The following is a 23,978-nucleotide window of genomic DNA, read 5'->3' as shown; positions in this document are numbered from 1 at the left end:
TTATTTTTTTTGTGATTTGCGGCCATAGACCAGCCAGGTCACCAGCACGCAGACGATGTAAAACACTAAAAATATTTTCATGGCGCCCACTGGTGATCCAGTCAGCGCCAGCGAGGTACCGAAGGCTTTTGGAATAAAGAAACCACCCACTGCGCCAATGGCCGAGATAAAACCAAGGGCCGCTGCGGTGTCGGTTACCGCTTCGCGCTGGGCCTGTTCTTCCGTACCACCGTGCAATTTCACGCGGTAAATGGTTATTTTGCGAAAGATCACCGCAATCATCTGGAAAGTTGAGCCGCTGCCCAGACCGGCGGTCAGAAACAGTCCCATAAACACCAGGTAGAAGGCGGTGAAGTTTCCAGAACCCGAACCCGGCAAGGTGAGGAACAGCAGGCCGCTAAACAGTGCCATAAACATAAAGTTGATTAACGTCACCCGCACACCGCCAAACTTGTCCGAGATAACGCCGCCCGCTGAGCGCGCCAGTGCGCCGATAAACGGCCCAAAGAACGCCAGCTGAAGAATATTTACGTCAGGAAACTGGGTTTTGGCCAGCATGGCAAACCCGGCGGAAAAACCGATAAATGAACCGAAGGTGGCGAGATACAACAGGCTTAACAGCCACAGATGAAAACGCTTCAGTACCGGCAGCTGTGAGGCAATAGAGGCTTTGGAACTGGCGATATCGTTCATGCCGATGCCCGCTGCCAGAGTGGTGAGCAGCAGCAACGGCACCCAAATCCAGGCGGCGTTGGTCAATGACAGTAACGAACCATCAGGTTGCGGCACGCCCTGGACGCCGAGGAAGGTAAAAATAGGCAGAAAAATCACCAGTGGAGCGATCAATTGCATCACGCTGACGCCCAGATTGCCTAGACCGCCGTTAACGCCGAGTGCGCTGCCTTGCTTCGCTTTCGGGAAGAAGAAACTGATATTGCCCATGCTAGAGGCAAAGTTGGCGCCAGCAAAACCACACATCAGCGCAATAACGATAAATACGCCAAACGGAGTAGCTGTATTTTGCACCGCAAATCCGAGCCACAGGCACGGGATAACAAGAATCGCAGTGCTAAAAACCGTCCAGCGGCGGCCGCCAAATATAGGCACCATAAAGGAGTAGGGGACGCGTAATATTGCACCAGAAAGGGACGGTAATGCGGTTAATAAAAAAAGTTGATCGGTGGTGAAATTAAAACCAATTTTATTTAAGTTTACTGCTACGGCGCTAAATAGCATCCAGACACAGAACGCAAGAAGGAGACAACTGACTGATATCCAGAGGTTTCTTCGGGCAATATGCTTACCTTTATTTTCCCAAAAGGCGGCATTTTCTGGTTTCCAGTCGGTTAAAAGATAACGATTATTTTTCTCATTTGAAGGTGACATATTATCCTCACATGCGCACGTCGTTCAAGAAATAAACGCATACAGAGCCGTACTGGCCCTGATTAGAAATTATTGAAAAGCGTTAAGAATATTGAATGAAAGGATAGATAAAAAAGCGCAATAGTGCGGAGTGTGGGGAGAATTAAGCGTTGCTTATGTGTTACTAATTGTAAATATAAAAGATACATTATTAATGTATCAATAACATTAACTAAACAGCTCCAGACGAATCATTCGATCCAGATGCCGTGTAAAGGCCGGATCCGCCATTTCTGACATCCCCAGCGCATACATACCGTCGAGGCCACACACGAGACCGATCAAGCGCCAGGCGACGTCGGCGGCATCCGGTTCGGCCAAAAACTCACCTTCTTGCTGGCCGCGAAGAATGATCGCCGTTGTTTCTTCATGCCACATGCGCATGGTCAGTAGGTAGGCGCTTTTGATTTCGGGGTCTTTGTCAGCCAGGATCTGCGCTTCTCGCCAGAGTTTAATGTACGGCTCAAACCCGCCGTCATCACTGCCAAGCATAGCGTGGAGTTGCTCGCGGAAGGTCGCACCTTCGCTGACCTGTTCCGCATCAAGCAGAGTACGAATCAGACGAACAAACGCCTGAGACTTAAGCTCACCGGCTGACGTGAAATGGTGATGCAGTTGGCCGGTCGCCACTTTCGCCTCGGTTGCAATGCGTCGTACCGTCATGGCGCTAAACCCTTCTTCCAGCGCGACGCGCATTGCCGCCTGCAGGATCACTTCCCGACGTTCATCCCGATTCAAATAACTCATATATCCCCCCCTACCTACGTTGAAAGCAGTCTAACAAAAAGTTGGACATATGTTCAATTTTCCGTAGGATCGTTAAAGCTGGACATGTGTCCAGTTTAAGTTTTGTAGGGAGTTTTATGTTTCGTCAGTGGTTAACGTTAGTGATTATTGTGCTGGTCTACATCCCTGTTGCGATTGATGCAACGGTGCTGCACGTTGCCGCGCCCACGCTGAGTATGACGCTGGGTGCCAGTGGTAACGAGCTGCTGTGGATCATTGATATTTATTCCCTGGTGATGGCAGGGATGGTGCTGCCGATGGGGGCACTGGGCGATCGCATTGGCTTTAAACGCCTGCTGCTGCTGGGCGGAGGCCTGTTTGGTCTGGCCTCGCTGGCTGCAGCCTTTGCCCATACCGCCGGATGGCTTATCGCCACGCGCGCCGTGCTGGCAATTGGTGCGGCAATGATCGTCCCGGCGACGCTGGCCGGTATTCGTGCGACCTTTGCTGAACAGCGCCACCGTAATATGGCGCTTGGCGTCTGGGCGGCGGTCGGTTCCGGCGGGGCAGCATTTGGTCCGCTGGTTGGCGGTATGCTGCTGGAGCACTTCTATTGGGGTTCTGTATTCTTAATCAATGTGCCGATTGTATTAGTGGTGATGGCATTGACCGCGCGTTACGTTCCGCGCCAAACCGGTCGTCGCGATCAGTCATTAAATTTCGGTCATGCGATTATGCTGATTGTCGCCATTCTGCTGCTGGTGTATAGCGCGAAAACGGCGCTGAAGGGACACATCGCGACGGGCGTGATTGTGCTGACGCTGTTGGTGGGCGCTTTACTGCTGGGGCAGTTCGTGCGCATCCAGCTTGCCGCATCGCGCCCGATGATCGATATGCGACTGTTTACCCATCGCATTATCTTAAGCGGCGTTGTCATGGCAATGACCGCGATGATAACCCTGGTAGGCTTTGAACTATTAATGGCCCAGGAACTGCAGTTTGTGCACGGATTAACACCGTATCAGGCGGGTCTCTTTATGCTGCCGGTGATGCTGGCCAGTGGATTCAGCGGGCCGATTGCCGGGATGCTGGTATCGCGTCTGGGACTACGTTGCGTGGCTACCGCGGGCATGGCGCTGAGTGCCGTCAGCTTCTATGGGCTGGCGATGACCGATTTTAGCACCCAGCAGATCCAGGCCTGGATATTAATGGCCCTGTTGGGCTTCAGTGCCGCCAGCGCGCTGTTAGCCTCCACGGCGGCCATTATGGCGGCGGCACCCGCAGAAAAAGCGGCCGCTGCCGGGGCTATCGAAACCATGGCCTACGAGTTGGGTGCGGGTCTGGGGATCGCGATTTTTGGTTTACTGCTAAGCCGCAGTTTTTCCGCGTCAATTCTGCCGCCAGCAGGACTTAACCCGCAGGAACTTGAGCGCGCCTCATCATCGATGGGGGAAGCGGTACAGCTGGCGCACTCGCTTCCGCCCTCACTCAGTGAGGCGCTGTTGACGGCCGCCAGAGACGCCTTTACCTGGTCGCATAGCGTGGCATTGAGCAGCGCGGGCAGCATGCTGATCGTCCTGGCGGTAGGAATGTGGTTCAGTCTGGCAAAAGTGAAACAGCAATAACTAGTGGGCTAAATGGCAGGGGTAATCCATCTCTTCGACTTCTTTTCCACTCAGTCGAGCGTATTGCCCCGTCAGTCTCCAGAACGCAGGCTGTGTTTCGGTGTAGATCTCTGCCGCTAAAATCAGGCGGCGGCGGTCTACTTCGTTCAGTTCCAGCAATGTCCACGGAATAAAGTAGCGTTCGCTGTCGGTCAACGTAAACCACAGCGGGCATCCGCAACCGGAACAGAAGAAACGTTCACCACGATTTGAAGAAGGAAAGTGCGAAGGTTCCGCAGATTCTGGCGACATCAGCGGATGACCGCTGGCTTCCAGATACATGGCGATGCCGCCAGACCACTTCTGGCACAGCGTGCAGTGGCAGGCATAGACATCAAGCATGTCGACGTTAACGGTAAAATGACTTTGTCCGCAAAGACAACGACCTGTGAACGTCTGCACGTCATACTCCTTATGACCGAGTCTACTTCAAGAGAAAAAGCCAGCCCGTAGAGGACTGGCTTTGTATTTCACTTACAACAAAATTAGAACTGGTAGTTCAGGCCAACAGCCACGATGTTGTCGGTGCTTACACCGGCAGCATTGGTGAAGGCATTGTCATCCAGCAGGTTGATTTTGTAATCAACGAAGGTGGACATGTTTTTGTTGAAGTAGTAGGTCGCACCCAGATCTACGTATTCAACCAGATCCTGGTCGCCATAAGTATTAATGTCTTTACCTTTGGATTTCAGGTAAGCGATGGACGGACGCAGACCGAAGTCGAACTGGTACTGAGCCACTGCTTCAAAGTTCTGTGCTTTCTCAGCGATACCTGCAACTTTGGAACCATAAGTGGTCATGTTGCGGGTTTCGGAGTAGGTGGTTGCCAGGTAGATGTTGTTCGCATCATATTTCAGGCCAGCAGCCCATACTTCTGCGTTTTCACCGTTAGCTTTGTAGATGCTGTTATGGTTGTTCTGACGGTCGGTACGGTCAGATTTCGCATAGGTTGCACCTACGCCGAAGCCTTCGTACTCATAAGTGGTAGACAGACCGAAACCGTCGCCATTTGCTTCTTTAACATCGGTGCGGTCGTTTTTGCCCTGGTACTGAGCAGCAAAGTTCAGACCTTCAACCAGACCGAAGAAATCGGTGTTACGGTAGGTTGCAACGCCAGTGGTACGGCTGGTCATGAACACGTCAGTCTGGGTCCAGGTGTCGCCACCGAACTCAGGCAGAACGTCGGTCCATGCGCCGATGTCGTAGGCTACGCCGTAGTTACGGCCGTAGTCGAAAGAACCGTATTCAGCGAATTTCAGGCCAGCGAATGCCAGACGGGTTTTGTCTGCTTCGGAACCCTGATCTTCAGAACGGTTGCCTTTGAATTCGTATTCCCACTGGCCAAAACCAACCAGTTGGTCATTGATCTGAGTTTCGCCTTTGAAGCCCATACGTGCGTAAGTTTTGTCGCCATCGCTGCCGTTGTCGTCAGAGAAGTAATGCTGAGCGTGAACTTTACCGTACAGATCCAGTTTATTGCCGTCTTTGTTATATACCTCAGCTGCGTTTACCGCACCTGCTGCCAACAGGGAAGTCACTGCCACTGCAACTAATTTAAGTTTCATTCTAAATAATCCTTATAATTTTCTTCTTGGTGTGATTCCTAAACCATTGCTAAACGAAGGGGTTCGTCAATGGCGAACTATTTTTAAATGACCTTGTGGTATGAGTTCAATAATAAGTTTCATAATATTGCAGAATATTTGAAGTTGTGTGATCTAGATCTACTTAATACAACTGATTATATTAGTCGTAATATGTGATTTATCGATATGGGTATATTTACACAAGGAACTATTATGCTGACTATGGTTTAATTAGCGTTAATTGCGCATGTGTAATATATACATTTAGAGGGATATAGATAACCATGCAATACTTTCATGGGTTAATTAATTACCATATATTTAACATTTAATTAAACAAAATAAAACATAAAACACAAGCAGAATGAACAATAAATATCCATTAATGTGACGATAATATAACCGGATTTCGTTTTTAGGCTCCACCCGGCGTCTTTTTTCAGGCGCGGCGTGTTGCCAGCCAGCACAGCAAAGAGCCAGCACAGACCATTAGTGCACCTTGCCAGAACGAAAATGACAGCGGGGCGCTCAGCAGCACGGCGGCAAGTGCTGAAGAGAGGACCGGTGTGAAATAAGAGCCAACGGCCATAACCGTGACGTTCCCGTGCAGGATACCTATATTCCACGCCGCATAGGCAAATCCTAAGGTTAATGCGGCGGTAAACAGTTTAATGGTCACTGGCGTGCTGAACACCATCTCAGGTTGTGGCGTAATAAAATAATAAATCCACAAACTGGTGGCCGTCAGTAAAACGAACACGGTGATGCCGTTAAAGCCTTTTGCATATTTATTGGTCACAGTGCAATAGGTCGCCCAGATAAATGCGCCAAGAAAAGCGAGAAAATAACTGAGCGGGCTACTGGCGACGTTGCTGATAATTTCACCTAAGTTAAGTCCATTATCTCCACCTAATACCCAGCAAACGCCGGTCAATGCCACGATTAATCCGGGGATAACCAGCCAGGTTGTTTTTTGACCATTAAATAATATCGCAAACAATATGGTCAGGCTGGGCCAGAGATAATTAACCATACCGACCTCAATCGCCTGGTGGCGGGTGGCGGCATAGCCCAGCGCTAACGCTAAACATATTTCATAGCTAACGAACAGTACGCTGCCGGCGATTAAATAGCGAACAGGAAACTGACGGATATTCGGGAAGCCAACGGTGAATATTAGCAGCAGACCGCTTAAAGAAAAGATCATGGCAGCGCCGCCTGCAGGCCCCAGTCCCTCGCTAACGCCACGGATCAGCCCAACCATGGTGCTCCAGAGTATGATGGCGATAAGCCCAATCAACGTTGCTTTTTGTTTTGTCATTCGGTTTGTCTGTCCATAGTACTGGCAAAAAAATGGAGCTGAAATGTATAGCACTTTTAGGTCGTAGCACGCTAACGAATTAGCTTTTGGCTAACCCCTTGTGGGTATGAGGGTTAAACAAACTGCACTATTTAGTAGCGGAACCGTTTCGTTATTGATTTGACGCAAAAAATTTATGGATATAGCTGTTAGTTTCGTCGCGAAGTTGTACGCATCACCTTTCAAGCTGCCGCTTTAGTGCAACGAGAAGGTGCCAGTGTACGCATCCCTGCAAAAAAGAGGAAAGCAATGGACGTCAGCCGCAGACAATTCTTTAAAATCTGCGCGGGCGGTATGGCGGGAACAACAGTAGCCGCACTGGGTTTTGCACCCAAGATGGCTCTGGCTCAGGCGCGAAATTACAAGCTGATACGCGCGAAAGAGATCCGAAACACCTGCACATACTGTTCCGTAGGTTGCGGGCTATTAATGTATAGCCTGGGTGATGGAGCAAAAAATGCCAAAGAATCGATTTACCATATCGAGGGGGATCCGGATCATCCGGTGAGCCGTGGGGCATTATGTCCGAAGGGCGCAGGATTGCTGGACTACGTACACAGTGAAAACCGTTTACGTTATCCTGAATATCGCGCACCGGGTTCCGATAAATGGCAGCGCATTAGCTGGGATGAAGCATTCACCCGCATTGCAAAATTAATGAAAGCTGACCGTGACGCCAACTTCATTGAGAAGAATGAGCAGGGCGTAACGGTAAACCGCTGGCTTTCAACCGGGATGCTGTGCGCATCTGCGGCAAGTAATGAAACTGGCATGCTGACGCAAAAATTTGTGCGCTCACTCGGCATGCTGGCGGTAGATAACCAGGCGCGCGTCTGACACGGACCAACGGTAGCAAGTCTTGCTCCAACATTTGGTCGCGGTGCGATGACCAACCACTGGGTTGATATCAAAAACGCTAACGTCGTGATGGTGATGGGCGGTAACGCCGCTGAAGCACATCCGGTGGGATTCCGCTGGGCGATGGAAGCCAAGAACAACAATGATGCCACGCTGATTGTTGTCGATCCCCGTTTTACACGTACAGCCTCCGTCGCGGATATTTACGCGCCGATTCGTTCCGGTACGGACATTACGTTCCTTTCCGGTGTGTTGCTGTACCTGATTGAAAACAACAAAATTAACGCTGAATACGTTAAGCACTATACCAACGCCAGCCTGCTGGTGCGGGATGATTTTGCTTTCGAAGATGGTCTGTTCAGCGGCTACGACGCAGAAAAACGTCAATACGATAAATCGTCGTGGAACTACCAGTTCGATGAAAACGGCTACGCCAAACGCGATGAAACGCTGTCCCATCCGCGCTGTGTCTGGAACTTGCTGAAACAGCACGTTTCCCGCTATACGCCGGACGTGGTGGAAAACATCTGCGGTACGCCAAAAGCCGACTTCCTGAAAGTGTGTGAAGTGCTGGCCTCTACCAGCGCGGCCGATCGTACCACCACCTTCCTGTACGCACTGGGCTGGACTCAGCATACCGTGGGTGCGCAGAACATCCGCACCATGGCGATGATCCAGTTGCTGTTGGGTAACATGGGGATGGCCGGTGGCGGCGTCAACGCTTTGCGCGGTCACTCCAACATTCAGGGGTTAACCGACTTAGGTCTGCTGTCTACCAGCCTGCCGGGCTATCTGACGCTGCCGTCTGAGAAACAGACCGATCTGCAAACGTATCTGACGGCGAATACGCCAAAAGCCACGCTGGCCGATCAGGTGAACTACTGGGGTAACTATCCTAAGTTCTTCGTTAGCCTGATGAAATCTTTCTACGGCGATGCGGCGCAAAAAGACAATGACTGGGGCTTTAACTGGCTGCCGAAGTGGGATCAGTCCTACGACGTCATTAAATACTTCAACATGATGGATAGCGGGAAAGTCACCGGCTACATCTGTCAGGGCTTTAACCCGGTTGCGTCCTTCCCGGACAAAAACAAAGTGGTGCAGTCGCTGAGCAAACTGAAGTATCTGGTGGTTATCGATCCGCTGGTGACAGAAACCTCAACGTTCTGGCAAAACCATGGCGAGTCGAACGATGTCGATCCGTCGACTATCCAGACCGAAGTGTTCCGTCTGCCATCAACCTGCTTTGCGGAAGAAGACGGCTCAATTGCCAACTCTGGACGCTGGCTGCAGTGGCACTGGAAAGGTCAGGATGCACCGGGCGAAGCGCGCAATGACGGCGAAATTCTGGCCGGTATTTACCATCGTCTGCGCACTATGTATCGCACTGAAGGTGGTAAAGGCGTAGAGCCAGTACTGAAAATGAGCTGGAGCTACAAGCAGCCGGACGAACCGCATTCAGAAGAAGTGGCGAAAGAGAACAACGGCTATGCGCTGGAAGATCTCTATGATGCCAACGGCGTGCTGGTTGCGAAGAAAGGCCAGTTGCTGAACAGCTTTGCGCTGCTGCGTGATGACGGTACCACGGCATCCTCCTGCTGGATTTACACCGGTAGCTGGACCGAGCAGGGCAACCAGATGGCTAACCGCGATAACTCTGACCCGTCGGGGCTGGGGAATACGCTGGGTTGGGCATGGGCATGGCCACTGAACCGCCGCGTGCTGTATAACCGCGCATCGGTCGATCCGCAGGGTAAACCGTGGGATCCGAAGCGTATGCTGATCAAGTGGAACGGAACGAAGTGGACGGGTAACGATATCCCGGACTTCAACAACGCACCGCCAGGTAGCGCGACCAATCCGTTTATCATGCAACCGGAAGGTCTGGGTCGTCTGTTCGCCATCGACAAGCTGGCGGAAGGGCCGTTCCCGGAACACTACGAGCCGATGGAAACGCCGCTGGGCACCAACCCGCTGCACCCGAACGTCATCTCTAACCCGGCTGCACGTTTGTACGAAGCGGATGCGTTACGTATGGGGAACAAGAATGACTTCCCATATGTTGGTACGACCTATCGTCTGACCGAACATTTCCACACCTGGACCAAGCACGCGTTGTTGAATGCGATTGCCCAGCCAGAGCAGTTTGTGGAAATCAGCGAAACGCTGGCGGCGGCGAAAGGGATTGCCAACGGCGATCACGTGAAAGTCAGCAGCAAGCGCGGGTTCATTCGTGCGGTTGCGGTGGTGACGCGTCGTCTGCGCTCGCTGAACGTCAACGGTCAGCAGGTAGAGACGGTGGGGATCCCGATTCACTGGGGCTTTGAAGGAGTCGCGCGTAAAGGCTTTATCGCCAACACCCTGACACCAAATGTCGGTGATGCAAACTCGCAAACGCCGGAATACAAAGCGTTTTTAGTTAACATCGAGAAGGCGTAAGGGAGGCGATCATATGTCTATGGAAACGCAGGACATCATCAAAAGGTCCGCTACCAACTCCATCACGCCGCCTCCTCAGGCACGTGATTACAAAGCAGAAGTCGCGAAGCTGATTGACGTTTCCACTTGTATTGGGTGTAAAGCCTGTCAGGTGGCATGTTCAGAGTGGAACGATATCCGTGATGAAGTCGGCCATTGCGTCGGGGTGTACGACAACCCTGCCGATCTCAGCGCCAAATCCTGGACGGTGATGCGTTTTACCGAAACCGAACAGAATGGCAAGCTGGAATGGTTGATTCGTAAAGACGGCTGTATGCACTGTGAAGATCCGGGCTGCCTGAAGGCGTGCCCGTCTGCCGGAGCCATCATCCAGTACGCCAACGGGATTGTTGATTTCCAGTCAGAGCATTGCATTGGCTGCGGTTACTGTATTGCCGGGTGTCCATTTAATATTCCGCGCCTCAATAAAGAGGATAACCGCGTGTATAAATGTACGCTGTGTGTGGATCGCGTGAGCGTCGGGCAGGAACCTGCCTGCGTGAAAACGTGTCCGACCGGGGCGATACATTTCGGCACCAAGCAAGAGATGCTGGAAATGGCCGAGCAGCGCGTGGAGAAACTGAAATCGCGCGGCTACGAACATGCCGGTGTCTACAACCCGCAGGGTGTGGGTGGAACGCACGTTATGTACGTCCTGCATCACGCCAACCAGCCGGAGTTGTACCACGGTTTGCCAAAAGATCCGCAGATAGATACTTCTATCAATCTGTGGAAAGGGGCACTGAAACCGCTGGCCGCCGCCGGATTTATCGCCACCTTCGCCGGGCTGATTTATCACTACATCGGTATTGGCCCGAACAAGGAAGTGGACGACGACGAGGAGGATCATCATGAGTAAGTCGAAAATGATTGTGCGCACGAAGTTTATCGACCGCGCCTGTCACTGGACAGTGGTGATCTGCTTCTTTCTGGTGTCGCTGTCGGGGATTTCGTTTTTCTTCCCGACGCTGCAGTGGCTGACGCAGACCTTCGGTACACCGCAAATGGGCCGCATTTTGCACCCATTCTTCGGTCTGCTGATTTTCGTCGCGCTGATGTTCATGTTTGTGCGCTTTGTGCACCACAACATCCCGGATAAGAAAGATATTCCGTGGCTGAAAAACATTGTGGAAGTGCTGAAGGGCAATGAACACAAAGTGGCGGACGTCGGTAAGTACAACGCCGGACAAAAAATGATGTTCTGGTCGATCATGAGCATGATTTTTGTGCTGTTGATCACCGGGGTGATTATCTGGCGTCCGTACTTTGCGCAGTTCTTCCCAATGCAGGTTGTGCGTTACAGCCTGCTGATCCACGCTGCGGCGGGTATTATTTTGATGCACGCCATCCTCATCCATATGTACATGGCATTTTGGGTGAAAGGATCGATTAAAGGCATGGTCGAAGGGAAGGTCAGCCGCCGCTGGGCGAAGAAGCATCACCCACGCTGGTATCGCGAAGTCGAAAAAGCCGAAGCCAAAAAAGAGAACGAGCAAGGGCTGCAATAACCCATTGACGTTCTGCTGATAAAAATGGCGCTACCGATGTAGCGCCATTTTTTTGTCCATTAAGACCTGCCGGATAGCGCAGGTTTATCCAGCCTACAATACCGTTACTGTGCTACCAGTTTGCGCAGACGTGAGATATCCACGCTTTTTTGCGCTTCAGCCAGACTCCAGGCATTCTGCAGATTCAACCACATTTCGGGCGAACTGCCGATCACCACTGAAAGTTTGATCGCCATTTCCGGGGTTAATGCTGCCTTGCCCGTTAACAGTCGGCTCGCGGTTGAGGGGGCAATCTCCATTGCTCTGGCAAATTCGCGCAGGCTGACGTTTAACTCATCCAGCGCTTCCTGAATAATATCCCCCGGACGGGGATGATTAGCCATTTTCATCAATGATAGTCCTCGTAATCCAGTATATATGCATCGCCATTAACGAATTCAAACGTAATACGCCAGTTGCCTGAAACAGAAATCGACCAAACGCCGTCGCGATCGCCCGTTAACGCATGCAGTTTATAACCAGGCATATTGATATCTGTTACATGGCTCGCTGCATCAATAACGGCAAGTCGGTGCCGCAATCGCCGGACATGCTTCGCCGTCACGCCTGATGTTCGCCCCTGAAGAAACAAGTCGCGCAATCCTTTGTGTCTGAAGTTCATGATCATCCATACCTTCCTTGTTCCCTCAAAAGGAACACTATCATTAATGTTCCGCTGAACGCAACACTAATAGCCGAATTTTGCCAAAGTGTGCAGCGAGTGCGGTAAAAGGAAAAGCGGGCAGGGGGATAAATGGAAAGCGGCGCGCAAGATTCGCCAGACGGCGACATAATGCCGCCATCCGGCAACCGTTTTACTCCAGTAGTGAATTCAGATGCTCAATCTCCTTGCGCCATTGTGCCTGCAACTGCGGTTTTTGATGTTTGGTTTTGCGTGCCAGGTCATCAGACAGCCGCAGCTCCAGCTCGAGAAGTTTCTCCAGTATTTCGTCGCCATGATGATGAGGATCAGGAACAACCTCTGCCACCGTTTTGCTCGCCGCTAGCTCACTGGCGGTTTCCTGAATGCGGGCGTTAATCGCTTCCAGGTCGTGCCATTCGCTAAGTTCACCCTCATCAATAAACCAGAAGCGGTTGCAGCTTTGGCGGATAAGCTGACGGTCGTGACTGACCAGCAGCACGCCGCCGCTGAAGTGTTGCAGCGTGTGCGCCAGCGCTTCTTTGCCTTCCATATCCAGATGGTTGGTCGGCTCGTCGAGCATCAACAGGCTATAGCGGGCAAGCGTCAGCCCGATAAACAGCAGGCGCGAACGTTCGCCGCCGCTTAAGGTGCTGACCCGTTGAGCGTGGCGGATCCACGGGAACCCCGCGCTAATCAGTGCCATTTTGCGCACATCCGGCTGCGGGGCAAACGGCTCGAGAGCCTCGAACAACGAATCGTTATCCGCAAGCTGGTTGAGCGACTGGTCGTAATACCCCAGCGTCACCCGCGGGTGCAGCACCAGCGATGTCGAGGTCATTTGCGTCTGATATTGCTGCCAGATAAGCTTTAATAGCGACGATTTTCCACAGCCGTTACGCCCGACAATCGCCACGCGATCGCCGCTTTTGATGCGAATACCGGCAATGGAAAACAGCGTTGCCGCATCCGCTGCCGGAGAGACGGGGAGGTCTGTCATTTCCAGCAAGCGGTCAGCACGCAGGGCATCGCCATTCAATGTTAGTGACCACTGACTTCCGGCGGTGACATCCGTCTGGTCATCCTTCAGGCGCTGCACTTGTTTTTCCATCTGTTTGGCTTTGCGAGACAAATCTTCGTTGTCGTAGACCCGTCCCCAGGTGGCCAGACGTTTGGCGCTGGCAGTAACGCGATCGATTTCCTTTTGTTCTGCCTTATGGCGCAAGGCATCGCTGGCATCTCTGTCCACCAACGCTTGGCGCGCCGCACTACAGGGGAGATCGAACGCATGCAGGGAATGATCCCGGAGGATCCACGTTCCGTGCGTCACTGCATCCAGCAATTGTGGATCGTGAGACACCACCACAAAACTGCCGGACCAGCGCTGTAAAAACTGCTCCAGCCACAGCAATGTGGGCAAATCCAGATGGTTACCCGGTTCATCCAGCAACAGCAGGTCGGGATTGCGCATCAGCGCGCGGGCCAGCAGCAGGCGCGTGTGCTGGCCGCCGCTCAGTGTTTGTGCGGTGAGGTGCAAATTCTCCGGCGTAAAGCCCATTTCTGCGAGTAGTGACTCAACCCGCCATTGCTGACCCGCGCGTTCATGCTCGGGAAGTTGTGCCAGTACGGCTTCCTGGAGTGTTAGCGGCAGGATCTCATCCGGCAAATGCTGTTCTACGCGCGCAAGATGACAGTGATGTGCCTGGGCAATGGATCCGCTGTTGGGAGAAATCGTGCCATCCAGCAGTTTTAACAGCGTGCTTTTGCCGCAGCCGTTGTAGCCGATAAGCCCAATGCGGTCGCCTTTTTTCAGGGTAAAAGTGAGATCGTCGAATAGCGTGCCAAATGCCGTATCAACGTGTAAGGATTGTGCGGTTAGTAATGTGCTCATTGTTGCTTACTCAAGAGTTACAGACGTAAAAACGCCTCGTCAAACATCGCTGACGATAACCCGGTAAGCCCGAGAGAAGGGGATTTAGAAGTTAGCTTCGCTCAAGCAGAAGTTATCGCAGCACGATACCGATAACGCTTGAGCACTGGCGATCGCCAAAAGCATGTGAAACGATCAAACGTTCACAGTACAGCATAAGTATCCTCCTTAGTTTTTCCCGAATGTTAATCGATGGTGAAAGTGTAATCGCAAGTCGCTGAATTGTGCAAGTGTTGAACACCCGGCGGCAGGGCGCCGCCGGGTAAACCGTCAGATAGAGGTACGACGGTAGTCGCGATATTCTGCTTGCCAGAAATTCTCGTCAATCGCCTGCTGCAGGGCTTCAGCCGATGTTTTCACTGCCATGCCTTGCTGCTGGGCCATTTTACCTACGGCAAAGGCTATGGCGCGGGAAACGGTCTGAATATCCTTCAGTTCCGGTAATACCAGCCCTTCGCCGTTCAATACCAGCGGTGAATACTGTGCCAGCGTTTCGCTGGCCGACATCAGCATTTCATCAGTGATGCGCTTGGCGCCAGAGGCGATCACGCCAAGACCGATACCCGGGAAGATATAGGCGTTGTTACACTGGGCAATCGGGTAGATTTTATCTTTCCAGGCGACCGGGGCAAACGGGCTACCGGTGGCCACCAGCGCATTGCCTTCGGTCCAGGCAATAATATCCTGCGGTGTGGCTTCCACGCGCGATGTCGGGTTAGACAGCGGCATGACGATTGGGCGCGGACAGTGCTTGTGCATCTCGCGAATAATTTCTTCGGTAAACAGGCCCGTCTGACCGGAGACACCAATCAGAATGTCCGGCTTCACGTTGCGAACCACGTCGAGCAGAGACAGCACATCTTCTTTCGTATCCCAGTGCTGCAGGTTTTCGCGTTTTTGCACCAGTTTGGTCTGGAACGAGAGCAGGTTCGGCATTTTGTCGGTTAACAGACCAAAGCGGTCAACCATAAACACGCGCTGGCGCGCGGCTTCTTCGCTTAATCCTTCACGCTGGATCTGCGCGATGATCTGCTCGGCAATCCCGCAACCAGCGGACCCCGCACCAAGGAAGACAATATTTTGTTCGCTCAACTGGCTGCCCGCCGCGCGGCTGGCCGCAATCAGCGTCCCGACGGTAACCGCCGCCGTGCCCTGAATATCGTCATTAAACGAGCAAATTTCATCACGATAGCGGGTCAGCAACGGCATGGCGTTTTTCTGCGCGAAGTCTTCAAACTGCAGCAGCACTTCGGGCCAGCGATGTTTCACCGCCTGGATGAACTCATCAACAAATTCGTAGTATTCATCGTCGGTGATGCGCGGATTACGCCAGCCCATATACAGCGGATCGTTCAGCAACTGCTGATTGTTGGTACCGACATCCAGCACTACCGGCAGAGTGTAGGCCGGGCTGATGCCGCCACAGGCGGTGTACAGCGACAGTTTGCCGATAGGAATGCCCATCCCGCCGATCCCCTGGTCGCCAAGACCCAGAATACGTTCACCGTCGGTCACGACGATAACTTTGATATTGTGGTTCGGGACGTTTTGCAGGATATCGTCCATGTTATGGCGGTTCTGGTAGGAGATAAACACGCCGCGCGCGCGACGATAAATCTCGGAGAAACGCTCACAGGCGGCACCCACCGTCGGGGTATAGATAACCGGCATCATCTCATCAAGATGGTTTTGTACCAGTCGGTAAAACAGGGTTTCGTTGGTATCCTGAATGTTGCGCAGGTAGATATGTTTGTCGATTTCCGTTTTGAATCCCTGATATTGGATCCAGGCGCGTTCGGCCTGCTCTTCAATCGTCTCGACCACTTCCGGCAGTAACCCCAGCAGGTTGAAGTTACGGCGTTCTTCCACACTGAAAGCACTCCCTTTGTTCAGTAAGGGAAATTCCAGCAGTACCGGGCCAGCGTAAGGGATGTAAAGGGAACGCAGTTTGTTAGTTTCGTTTTCCATGTCACTCACTCTTTTTTGAATAACCCTCCCTGGCACTGTTTATGATCGTAGGTTGCCTTCCGCCAGGGAAACGGCCGAAGTATAAAGCATTGTGAATGGGTTAAGGGGTTTTATAAGCAAAAACACCACTGCGGTTGCAATGGTGTATATCATCATTATTCAGTATAACGTGCGGGGTATTACTTGGCGTCAGCGCGGCGTTTTCTTCCGGTAGGGTTGTTGACCACGCTGGTTTTGTCGCCTTCGGTCACGGTTTTACGTTGATTGGAGATTTTGTGGTCCAGTCCAAGAACATGACGGGCCTGACGGTTCGATTTCATTCTAACTCCTTAATCCTGTTACTGGTTTCAAGGGCGAGCCCGCGTAAGCACGGACGAAATACAACCTGATTAACAGCCGGTGTCTAAAATAACGGCTTTCTGGATGGTCGGTCATTTCATCTGAAAGGTCAATGCTTAAGCAGTTAATACAGAACTATCCAATATGCGTCATGTGTTTTCCTCGGCGTCCTATACTTGTTACTCCGACGACAACACAGGAGAGCGGTAATGACTATCCATAAGAAAGGTCAGGCACACTGGGAAGGCGACATTAAACGCGGTAAAGGGACCGTGTCGACCGAAAGTGGCGTGTTGAACCAGCAGCCGTATGGGTTTAATACGCGATTTGAAGGTGCGAAAGGCACCAATCCTGAAGAGTTGATTGGCGCGGCTCATGCGGCCTGCTTCTCGATGGCACTTTCGTTAATGCTGGGTGAGGCGGGCTTCACGCCAGACGCCATTGATACCACTGCCGATGTTTCTCTGGATAAGGTGGATGCGGGTTTTGCCATCACCAAAGTGGCGCTGCACAGTGACGTTTCCGTGCCCGGCATTGATGCCGCAACCTTTGACGGTATTATCCAGAAAGCGAAAGCCGGATGTCCGGTGTCACAGGTTCTGAACGCGGAAATTACGCTGGATTACCAGCTGAAGTCTTAACGATGATGTGCCGGATGCGAGAGCGCATCCGGCTGACATAACTTACTGCGCCACCCAACCGCCGTCCATATTCCACGCCACACCGCGCACCTGCGCCGCACCGTCTGAACATAAGAACAGCGCCAGCTCTCCCAGTTGTTCCGGGGTGACAAACTCGCGTGACGGTTGCTTCTCCGCGAGCAGAGCATCGCGCGCAACATCCGGCGCGGTGCCCTCGGCAATGCGCTTGTCGATCTGCTGTTGTACCAGCGGCGTCAGCACCCAGCCGGGACACAGTGCGTTACAGGTTATGCCGGTCTGCGCCGTCTCAAGTGCGGTGGTCTTGGTTAGCCCCACCACGCCGTGTTTAGCCGCGACATAGGCCGATTTTTCTTTTGACGCCACCAGCCCGTGCACAGAGGCGATATTAATGATGCGGCCCCAGTTGCGTTGACGCATGCCGGGCAGCGCCAGACGGGTAGTGTGAAAAACGGAGGACAGATTAATCGCGATGATCGCATTCCATTTATCGACCGGGAACGTCTCCAGCGGTGAAACATGCTGGATCCCGGCGTTGTTGACCAGAATATCCACGCCGCCGAACTCGCTGTCGGCGTAGCGCATCATCTCGGTAATTTGCGCTGCATCGCTGAGATCCGCCCCGTGATACCCCGGTGTTTTGCCATACTTCGCCACGGCATCTTTTGCCGCTTCAGCATCACCAAAGCCGTTAAGAATCAGAGTGGCGCCGGCTTTTGCCAGCACCTGCGCAATGCCTAATCCAATACCGCTGGTGGAGCCGGTAACCAGGGCCACTTTTCCCGTTAAGTTCATGATGATTCTCCTTAAACAATGCCGGTGGTGTAGAAGACGCCGATCACAAACAGAACGGCCAGACTTTTGATTATGGTGATGGCGAAGATCCCGCCATATGCCTGACGGTGACTGAGACCGGTGATGGCCAGCAGCGTGATTACCGCCCCGTTATGCGGCAGAGTATCCATGCCACCACTGGCCATAGAGGCCACGCGGTGAAAGACTTCCAGTGGAATGTTGGCGGCATGTGCGGCGGCGATAAAGGTGTCGGACATTGCCGCCAGCGCAATACTCATCCCGCCGGATGCTGAACCGGTGATCCCGGCCAGAGTGGTGATGCTGATGGCTTCGTTGAGCAACGGGTCGGGAATGGCCGCTAGCGCTTTTGACAGCACCAGGAAGCCCGGCAACGCGGCGATCACTGCGCCAAAACCGTATTCTGAAGCGGTATTCATTGCCGCGAGGATCGCACCGCCCACCGCCGTTCGGCTGCCTTCCGCCAGGCGACCTTTTATATTGCGAAAACCAAAAATCACGACCAGCAGGATCCCGGCAATCAGCGCGGCTTCCACCGCCCAGATAGCGGTAATTTTGCCGACTTCAGTGGTAATCGGTTTGGCAAGACCCGGTAGCTCCAGTTGATGAGTCGAGCCATAAAACACCGGGATCCAGCGGGTGAACAACAGGTTAAACACCCCCACCAGAATCAGCGGCGAAATCGCAATAATCGGGTTTGGCAGATTAATATTATCCGGCGTTTCCGGTTCGTTAAGCAGTTCGGTGCCATAGCCCTCGTTCTTTGCCTGCGCTTTTCGGCGCTGACGCTCAAGGTAAATCAGGCCGACAAAGATAATAAACAGCGAGCCTATCAGCCCCAGCCAGGGCGCGGCCCAGGCGTTGGTGCCAAAGAAGCTGGTCGGGATAATGTTCTGGATCTGCGGTGTACCGGGCAGTGCATCCATGGTGAAAGAGAAGGCGCCCAGCGCCACGGTTGCCGGGATCAGTCGCTTCGGAATGTTGCTCTGACGGAACAGCTCAGCGGCAAACGGATACACCGCAAACGCCACCACGAACAGCGAGACACCGCCGTAAGTCAGCAGCGCGCACACCAGCACGATCACCGGAATGGCGTGACGCCGCCCGAGGATGTTGATGGCGGCGGCGACGATTGAACGGGAAAAACCCGATAATTCGATTAACTTGCCAAACACTGCACCCAGTAAGAACACCGGGAAGTACAGCTTCACAAAACCGACCATTTTTTCCATAAACAGGCCGGTAAAGGCAGGACCGACGGCGCTGGGTTCAGTCAGCAAAACAGCACCTAATGCCGCGATGGGGGCAAACAGGATGACGCTGTATCCGCGATAGGCTGCCAGCATCAGCAGGCCCAGCGCGGCCAGGGCGATTAATACACTCATCATGACTCCTCAATATCATTGTTATAGTGGGGTACAGAAAGAGAAGTTACGGTTTCAGGGCAAAACGCAGCTGATGCTCTCTGCGTTGCTGGATGTATTCCTTGCGCGAATCATCCCAGTGATAAAACCCCTGACCACTGCGTAAACCGGTTTCACCGCGAGCAACCTTGTCGGCGACCAGCGACATCATGTCGCTGCCGGTGGCGAGTGTTGGAAGCAGATGGCGACAAATATCCTGCACCGTGGCAAGTCCGGTCATGTCCGCCGCTTCCAGCGGGCCGACCATCGCGTAACGGCGGCCCAGCGACGCACGCATCACCTGGTCTACCACCTCGGCGTTGGCAATACCGCTTTTGACGATATGCAGCGCTTCACGCAGCAGGGCAAACTGCAGGCGGTTGCCGACAAAGCCCGGTGCGGCGCGATCGAGCACCACCGCCTCAAGCTGCATCGCGACCAGCCATTGCTGCAATTCACTGAGATATTCAGGTTTGGTTGCTGTGCCCGGCACGATTTCAACCAGCGGAATAAAGTGCGGTGGATTCCAGAAATGTGCGATCAGCAACCGCTCCGGGTGCGCGAGTTTTTCCGCCAACGCATCCGGCGGCAGGCCACTGGTGTTGCTGGCGATAATCGCTTCGGGTGAGATAACGGCTTCCAGCTGTGCGTACAGCGCGTGCTTCAGCTCTAGCCGTTCCGGGATCGCTTCGATTAATAATCCAGACGCGGCGATATCCGCCAGAGAGGTTGTGCCGTGCAGTCGCGCGAGAACCGATGCTTTATCTGCGGCGGCAAACTGGTCGGTGACAATCAGCTCGTCCAGAATGCTGCTGGCAACAGCCGTTATCTCGGCAATACGGTTGCTGTCGGTATCAAACAGCCAGATAGGATGACCAAAACGGGCAAAGTGGGTCGCGATGCCGATGCCCATTAGCCCGGCGCCCAGTACGCTAATGTGATTAGTCTGCATAGTGTGCTCCTGTTGGACGTTCCACCGTTAGCGCCACGCCATGGCCACCACCCACACACAGCGTGGCCAGCCCTTTGGCCACATTGCGCCGCGCCATTTCATGTAGCAAGGTAACCAGAATGCGGCAACCTGAGGTCCCGATTGGGTGGCCCAGCGCAATTGCACCGCCGTTAACGTTAACCTTGCTGCTGTCCCAATTCAGCGATTCGCCGACCGCCAGCGCCTGGGCGGCAAAGGCTTCGTTGGCTTCGATCAGATCAACGTCATCCAGCGTCCACCCGGCGCGCTTCAGGCACTTCAGCGAGGCTTCCACCGGGCCGATCCCCATAATGGCTGGATCAACGCCCGAGACGGCGTAACCGGTGATTTTTGCCAACACCGGAAGGTTTAATTCAGCGGCTTTGGCGGCACTCATTACCATTACTGCCGCCGCACCGTCGTTTAGGGAAGACGCATTGCCCGCCGTCACCGTGCCGCTGCCGGGACGAAATGCCGGTTTCAACTGCGCCAGTTTTTCCGCCTGAGTCTCCGGGCGAGGTTGCTCATCACGCTCCACCACGCGCGGTGCTTTTTTCCCTTGCGGAACGCTAACTGGGGTGATTTCTGCGTTAAACCGACCGGCTTCGAGGGCGGCGGCGGCTTTTTGCTGGGAGTGCAGGGCGAAGGCATCCTGTTGCTCGCGACTGATGGCGAATTTATCCGCCAGATTTTCGGCGGTAATACCCATATGGTAGTCGTTGAACGCATCCCACAGCCCGTCATGCACCACGCTGTCTTTCAGGCTGGTATGACCCAGACGTAATCCTGCGCGGGCACCGTCGAGAAAATAGGGGGCATTGCTCATGCTTTCCTGACCGCCGGCAATCACGATGTCCGCATCGCCGCAGCGAATGGCCTGCACCGCCAGATGAACCGCTTTTAGTCCTGAACCGCACAGTAAATTGAGGGTCATCGCTGGGGTGGTTACCGGCAAACCGGCACGAATTGCCGTCTGTCTGGCCGGATTCTGCCCACAGCCGGTCGTTAAAACCTGACCTAAAATCACGTCGTCTATCTGTTCTGGTGCAACCCCGGTCTTTTCCAGCAGAGCGCGGATGACCGTTGTCCCTAACTCAACGGCAGAAAGCGGGGCAAGGGCACCATGAAAACTGCCAATTGGCGTGCGCGTTGCTGCGACAATAACAACATCCATCATGGTCAGATCCTTAGTTGAAGTGCATTTCGGGGACATGGTCGGGAACGATCAGCTTGCCGGCGGTTCTGGCAACAATGTCGTCCACGCTGACGCCCGGAGCCCGTTCGCGCAGAATGAACGCGCCGTCGGCAATTTCCAGCAGCGCCAGGTCGGTCAGCACGCGCTTGATACAGGCCACGCCGGTCAAGGGCAGAGTGCAACTGGGAAGCAGTTTGGACTCACCGCTTTTCGAGGCGTGCGTCATCACAACGATGATGTTTTCAGCGCCAGCGACCAGATCCATCGCGCCGCCCATACCTTTCACCATTTTTCCGGGGATCATCCACGAGGCGATATTGCCATTGGTATCCACTTCAAATGCGCCAAGAACCGTCAGGTCGACGTGGCCGCCGCGGATCATGGCGAAGGATTGTGCGGAGTCGAAAATTGCCGCGCCTTTACGCGCCGTCACGGTTTGCTTACCGGCGTTGATCATGTCGGCATCAATGTCGTCCTCGGTAGGGAACGGCCCCATACCAAGCAAGCCGTTCTCTGATTGCAGCATCACGTCCATGCCGTCGGGGATATAATTGGCCACCAGGGTCGGGATACCGATACCGAGGTTGACGTAATAACCGTCGCGCAGCTCGCGAGCGACACGCATCGCCATTTGTTCACGCGTTAACATGGTCAGGCTCCTTGATGGCGTAGGGTGCGTTGTTCAATACGTTTTTCGAACTGCCCCTGAATAATGCGATTGACGAAAATTCCGGGGGTGTGAATAGCGGCGGGATCCAGCTCGCCGGGAGGGACAATTTCTTCCACTTCGACTACCGTGATGCGTCCGGCTGCTGCCATCAGTGGGTTAAAGTTTTGTGCGGTATGGCGGTAGATGACGTTGCCGTACCAGTCGGCTTTCCAGCCTTTGACCAGCGCGAAATCACCGGTAATCGCCTGCTCCATGATGTAAGGCCGGCCGGCAAACTCGCGCACCTCTTTGCCTTCGGCGACGGGGGTTCCGTACCCGGTGGCGGTGAAGAAGGCGGGAATGCCCGCACCACCGGCTCGTAGCTGCTCCGCCAGCGTGCCCTGTGGCGTCAGAATGGCTTCCAGCTCTCCGCTCAGCACCTGCTTTTCGAACAGGGCATTTTCACCGACATAGGACGCCACCACTTTGCGTACCTGGCGTGCTTCCAGCAGCACGCCGAGGCCAAACCCGTCCACGCCGCAGTTGTTCGACACCACGGTCAGTCCCTGAACGTTCCGACGACGCACTTCTGCAATCAAATTCTCAGGAATACCGCATAAGCCAAAACCGCCTGCCAGCAGTGTCATGTTGTCAGTCAGCCCTTCCAACGCCTGTTGATACGTGGCGACCCGTTTATCCAGTCCAGCCATACACTTGCCCCTCCAGTTGTTCCTGGCGACATCATTAGGGGTGAAAAATGATTTGTTAATTTTAAATTTGTGACTCACTCATTGGGTTTTTTTATCAATTTAATGTTAATTAAAGGTATTCAACAAGTTAAAGGAATGAGTAATGAGAATGAGCATCAAACAGTTACGCGCGTTTTTAGCGGTAGCTCACACTCTGAATTTTGCTCATGCCAGTGAACGGCTGAATATGTCGCAACCCGCGTTAAGCCTGGCGATCAAAGGACTGGAAGAGTCGTTAGGGGGCGCTTTACTGTTAAGAACCACCCGCAAGGTGACCCTGACGCAGGAGGGCGAAACGCTGCTGACCATGGGGCGACAGCTGCTTGCCGACTGGGAAAATACCGAAGAAGCCATGCGCCAGCGCTTTACACTGCAACGTGGCAAAATTTCGATTGCTGCGATGCCGTCATTTGCCGCGAATGTGCTGCCGCCGGTGCTCAAGACCTTTCGCGACAGCTATGCCGGTGTCAATGTCACGGTGCACGACGTAATTAACGAGCAGGTGATTGAAATGGTCAGCGAAGGGCGGGTCGAGATGGGGATTGCCTTTGAACCGGACTACTCCGGACACCTGCATTTTACCCCGCTCGGGATGGATCGTTTTATCGCCATCGTCCCTCCGACCAGTCGTCTGGCTGGCCGGGAACGCATCGCATGGAAGGACTTGCTGACGCTGGATTTTATTACCTTGCAACGTCCCTCTGCCGTACGTCTGATGCTGGAAGAGCAACTGGTACAAAGCGGCCATGCGCTGGAAGTGGCGCTGGAGAGTCACCAGTTGGTGACCATTGGACGCCTGGTGGCGAATGGTTTAGGCGGCAGTGCCGTGCCTGCATTGTGCCGCACCCAGATGACCGAACTTGGCGCAACCTGTATTGAGCTGGACGGCCCGGTTATCCAGCGTCGTATTGGGATCCTACGTTCCTCGCATCATAAGTTGTCGACTGCATCCGAAATGTTGGTGGATGCGCTGAAAAAGGCATATTGCGCCTGATACACCAGGTACACTATGCCCGTGC

At 53.5% G+C, this 23,978-nt stretch carries 22 protein-coding genes; 6 read left to right on the top strand and 16 right to left on the bottom strand.

Translation table 11 applies throughout. From position 1 onward, the window contains the following. Positions 1–1,386: a NarK family nitrate/nitrite MFS transporter gene (locus tag FDX22_RS05650; RefSeq protein WP_135912030.1), complete on the bottom strand. Its 1,386-nt coding sequence runs from the start codon at positions 1,384–1,386 to the stop codon at positions 1–3. A 207-nt stretch (positions 1,387–1,593) separates the two neighbouring features. Then, positions 1,594–2,172, bottom strand: a complete 579-nt coding sequence (locus tag FDX22_RS05645) for a TetR family transcriptional regulator (RefSeq protein ID WP_115258482.1) — start codon at positions 2,170–2,172, stop codon at positions 1,594–1,596. Positions 2,173–2,288: 116 nt separating this feature from the next. Between FDX22_RS05645 and FDX22_RS05640 the strand changes: the two genes are divergently transcribed. Beyond that, the gene (locus tag FDX22_RS05640; RefSeq protein WP_096757025.1) at positions 2,289–3,776 is read left to right on the top strand and encodes an MFS transporter; all 1,488 of its coding nucleotides are present in this window, start codon (positions 2,289–2,291) and stop codon (positions 3,774–3,776) included. Here the strand turns inward: FDX22_RS05640 and FDX22_RS05635 are convergent, their stop codons facing one another. The 3 genes from FDX22_RS05635 to yddG form a co-directional block, all read right to left on the bottom strand. After that, positions 3,777–4,157, bottom strand: a complete 381-nt coding sequence (locus FDX22_RS05635; protein ID WP_096759399.1) for a GFA family protein — start codon at positions 4,155–4,157, stop codon at positions 3,777–3,779. Between the two features lie 143 nt (positions 4,158–4,300). Continuing rightward, positions 4,301–5,380, bottom strand: coding sequence for a porin OmpD (gene ompD, locus FDX22_RS05630; protein ID WP_146716836.1), 1,080 nt, complete (start codon positions 5,378–5,380; stop codon positions 4,301–4,303). A 460-nt stretch (positions 5,381–5,840) separates the two neighbouring features. Next, on the bottom strand, positions 5,841–6,722 hold the full coding sequence (yddG, locus tag FDX22_RS05625; RefSeq protein WP_117342800.1) for an aromatic amino acid efflux DMT transporter YddG: 882 nt from the start codon (positions 6,720–6,722) through the stop codon (positions 5,841–5,843). Between the two features lie 288 nt (positions 6,723–7,010). On the opposite strand from yddG, the gene fdnG reads away from it, so the two are divergent. From fdnG to fdnI, 3 genes are read left to right on the top strand one after another with little or no spacing between them, the layout of a single operon-like run. Then, on the top strand, positions 7,011–10,058 hold the full coding sequence (gene fdnG, locus FDX22_RS05620; protein WP_146716835.1) for a formate dehydrogenase-N subunit alpha: 3,048 nt from the start codon (positions 7,011–7,013) through the stop codon (positions 10,056–10,058). Positions 10,059–10,071: 13 nt separating this feature from the next. Beyond that, positions 10,072–10,956, top strand: coding sequence for a formate dehydrogenase N subunit beta (gene fdnH, locus FDX22_RS05615; protein ID WP_115258486.1), 885 nt, complete (start codon positions 10,072–10,074; stop codon positions 10,954–10,956). Beyond that, positions 10,949–11,605: a formate dehydrogenase-N subunit gamma gene (gene fdnI / locus FDX22_RS05610; protein WP_096757031.1), complete on the top strand. Its 657-nt coding sequence runs from the start codon at positions 10,949–10,951 to the stop codon at positions 11,603–11,605. Before fdnH ends, fdnI begins: the two co-directional genes overlap by 8 nt. A 104-nt stretch (positions 11,606–11,709) precedes the next feature. Here the strand turns inward: fdnI and FDX22_RS05605 are convergent, their stop codons facing one another. The 5 genes from FDX22_RS05605 to sra form a co-directional block, all read right to left on the bottom strand. After that, a complete protein-coding gene (locus tag FDX22_RS05605; RefSeq protein ID WP_096757032.1) occupies positions 11,710–11,994 on the bottom strand; it encodes a HigA family addiction module antitoxin in 285 nt (94 codons plus the stop codon). Continuing rightward, positions 11,994–12,272 (bottom strand): type II toxin-antitoxin system RelE/ParE family toxin, encoded by a 279-nt coding sequence (locus FDX22_RS05600; RefSeq protein WP_096757033.1) that lies wholly within the window; start codon positions 12,270–12,272, stop codon positions 11,994–11,996. Before FDX22_RS05600 ends, FDX22_RS05605 begins: the two co-directional genes overlap by 1 nt. Positions 12,273–12,459: 187 nt before the next feature. Continuing rightward, positions 12,460–14,175, bottom strand: coding sequence for an ABC-F family ATP-binding cassette domain-containing protein (locus FDX22_RS05595; protein WP_146716834.1), 1,716 nt, complete (start codon positions 14,173–14,175; stop codon positions 12,460–12,462). A gap of 309 nt (positions 14,176–14,484) precedes the next feature. Next, positions 14,485–16,182: a malate dehydrogenase gene (gene maeA, locus FDX22_RS05590; RefSeq protein ID WP_115258488.1), complete on the bottom strand. Its 1,698-nt coding sequence runs from the start codon at positions 16,180–16,182 to the stop codon at positions 14,485–14,487. Between the two features lie 179 nt (positions 16,183–16,361). After that, the gene (gene sra / locus FDX22_RS05585) at positions 16,362–16,502 is read right to left on the bottom strand and encodes a stationary-phase-induced ribosome-associated protein (protein WP_096757036.1); all 141 of its coding nucleotides are present in this window, start codon (positions 16,500–16,502) and stop codon (positions 16,362–16,364) included. Between the two features lie 228 nt (positions 16,503–16,730). Here sra and FDX22_RS05580 point away from each other — a divergent pair, with 228 nt between their 5' ends. Next, positions 16,731–17,162, top strand: a complete 432-nt coding sequence (locus FDX22_RS05580) for an OsmC family protein (protein ID WP_096757037.1) — start codon at positions 16,731–16,733, stop codon at positions 17,160–17,162. 42 nt (positions 17,163–17,204) lie between these two features. Here the strand turns inward: FDX22_RS05580 and FDX22_RS05575 are convergent, their stop codons facing one another. Genes FDX22_RS05575 through FDX22_RS05550 form a run of 6 tightly spaced genes read right to left on the bottom strand, consistent with a single transcriptional unit; the run spans position 17,205 to position 22,920 of the window. After that, on the bottom strand, positions 17,205–17,975 hold the full coding sequence (locus FDX22_RS05575; RefSeq protein ID WP_096757038.1) for a 3-hydroxybutyrate dehydrogenase: 771 nt from the start codon (positions 17,973–17,975) through the stop codon (positions 17,205–17,207). An 11-nt stretch (positions 17,976–17,986) separates the two neighbouring features. Next, positions 17,987–19,381 (bottom strand): GntP family permease, encoded by a 1,395-nt coding sequence (locus FDX22_RS05570; protein WP_197970846.1) that lies wholly within the window; start codon positions 19,379–19,381, stop codon positions 17,987–17,989. Between the two features lie 43 nt (positions 19,382–19,424). Continuing rightward, positions 19,425–20,348, bottom strand: a complete 924-nt coding sequence (locus FDX22_RS05565) for a 3-hydroxyacyl-CoA dehydrogenase family protein (protein ID WP_146716833.1) — start codon at positions 20,346–20,348, stop codon at positions 19,425–19,427. Further along, the gene (locus FDX22_RS05560; RefSeq protein ID WP_146716832.1) at positions 20,338–21,543 is read right to left on the bottom strand and encodes an acetyl-CoA C-acetyltransferase; all 1,206 of its coding nucleotides are present in this window, start codon (positions 21,541–21,543) and stop codon (positions 20,338–20,340) included. Before FDX22_RS05560 ends, FDX22_RS05565 begins: the two co-directional genes overlap by 11 nt. Positions 21,544–21,553: 10 nt before the next feature. Further along, positions 21,554–22,210 carry a CoA transferase subunit B gene (locus tag FDX22_RS05555; RefSeq protein WP_115258492.1) on the bottom strand — a complete coding sequence of 219 codons (657 nt, stop codon included), beginning with the start codon at positions 22,208–22,210 and terminating at the stop codon, positions 21,554–21,556. Between the two features lie 2 nt (positions 22,211–22,212). After that, entirely contained in the window at positions 22,213–22,920 is a 708-nt protein-coding gene (locus FDX22_RS05550; protein WP_096757043.1) for a CoA transferase subunit A, read from the bottom strand. Positions 22,921–23,062: 142 nt separating this feature from the next. Here FDX22_RS05550 and FDX22_RS05545 point away from each other — a divergent pair, with 142 nt between their 5' ends. Beyond that, entirely contained in the window at positions 23,063–23,953 is an 891-nt protein-coding gene (locus tag FDX22_RS05545) for a LysR family transcriptional regulator (RefSeq protein WP_096757044.1), read from the top strand. The last annotated feature ends 25 nt before the right edge of the window (positions 23,954–23,978 follow it).

Origin of the sequence: Citrobacter sp. TBCS-14 (assembly GCF_005280805.1) — a bacterium.
Lineage (GTDB): Bacteria > Pseudomonadota > Gammaproteobacteria > Enterobacterales > Enterobacteriaceae > Citrobacter > Citrobacter gillenii.
Note: the sequence above shows the minus strand (reverse complement) of the source record. Positions and strands in the feature narration are given on the sequence as shown.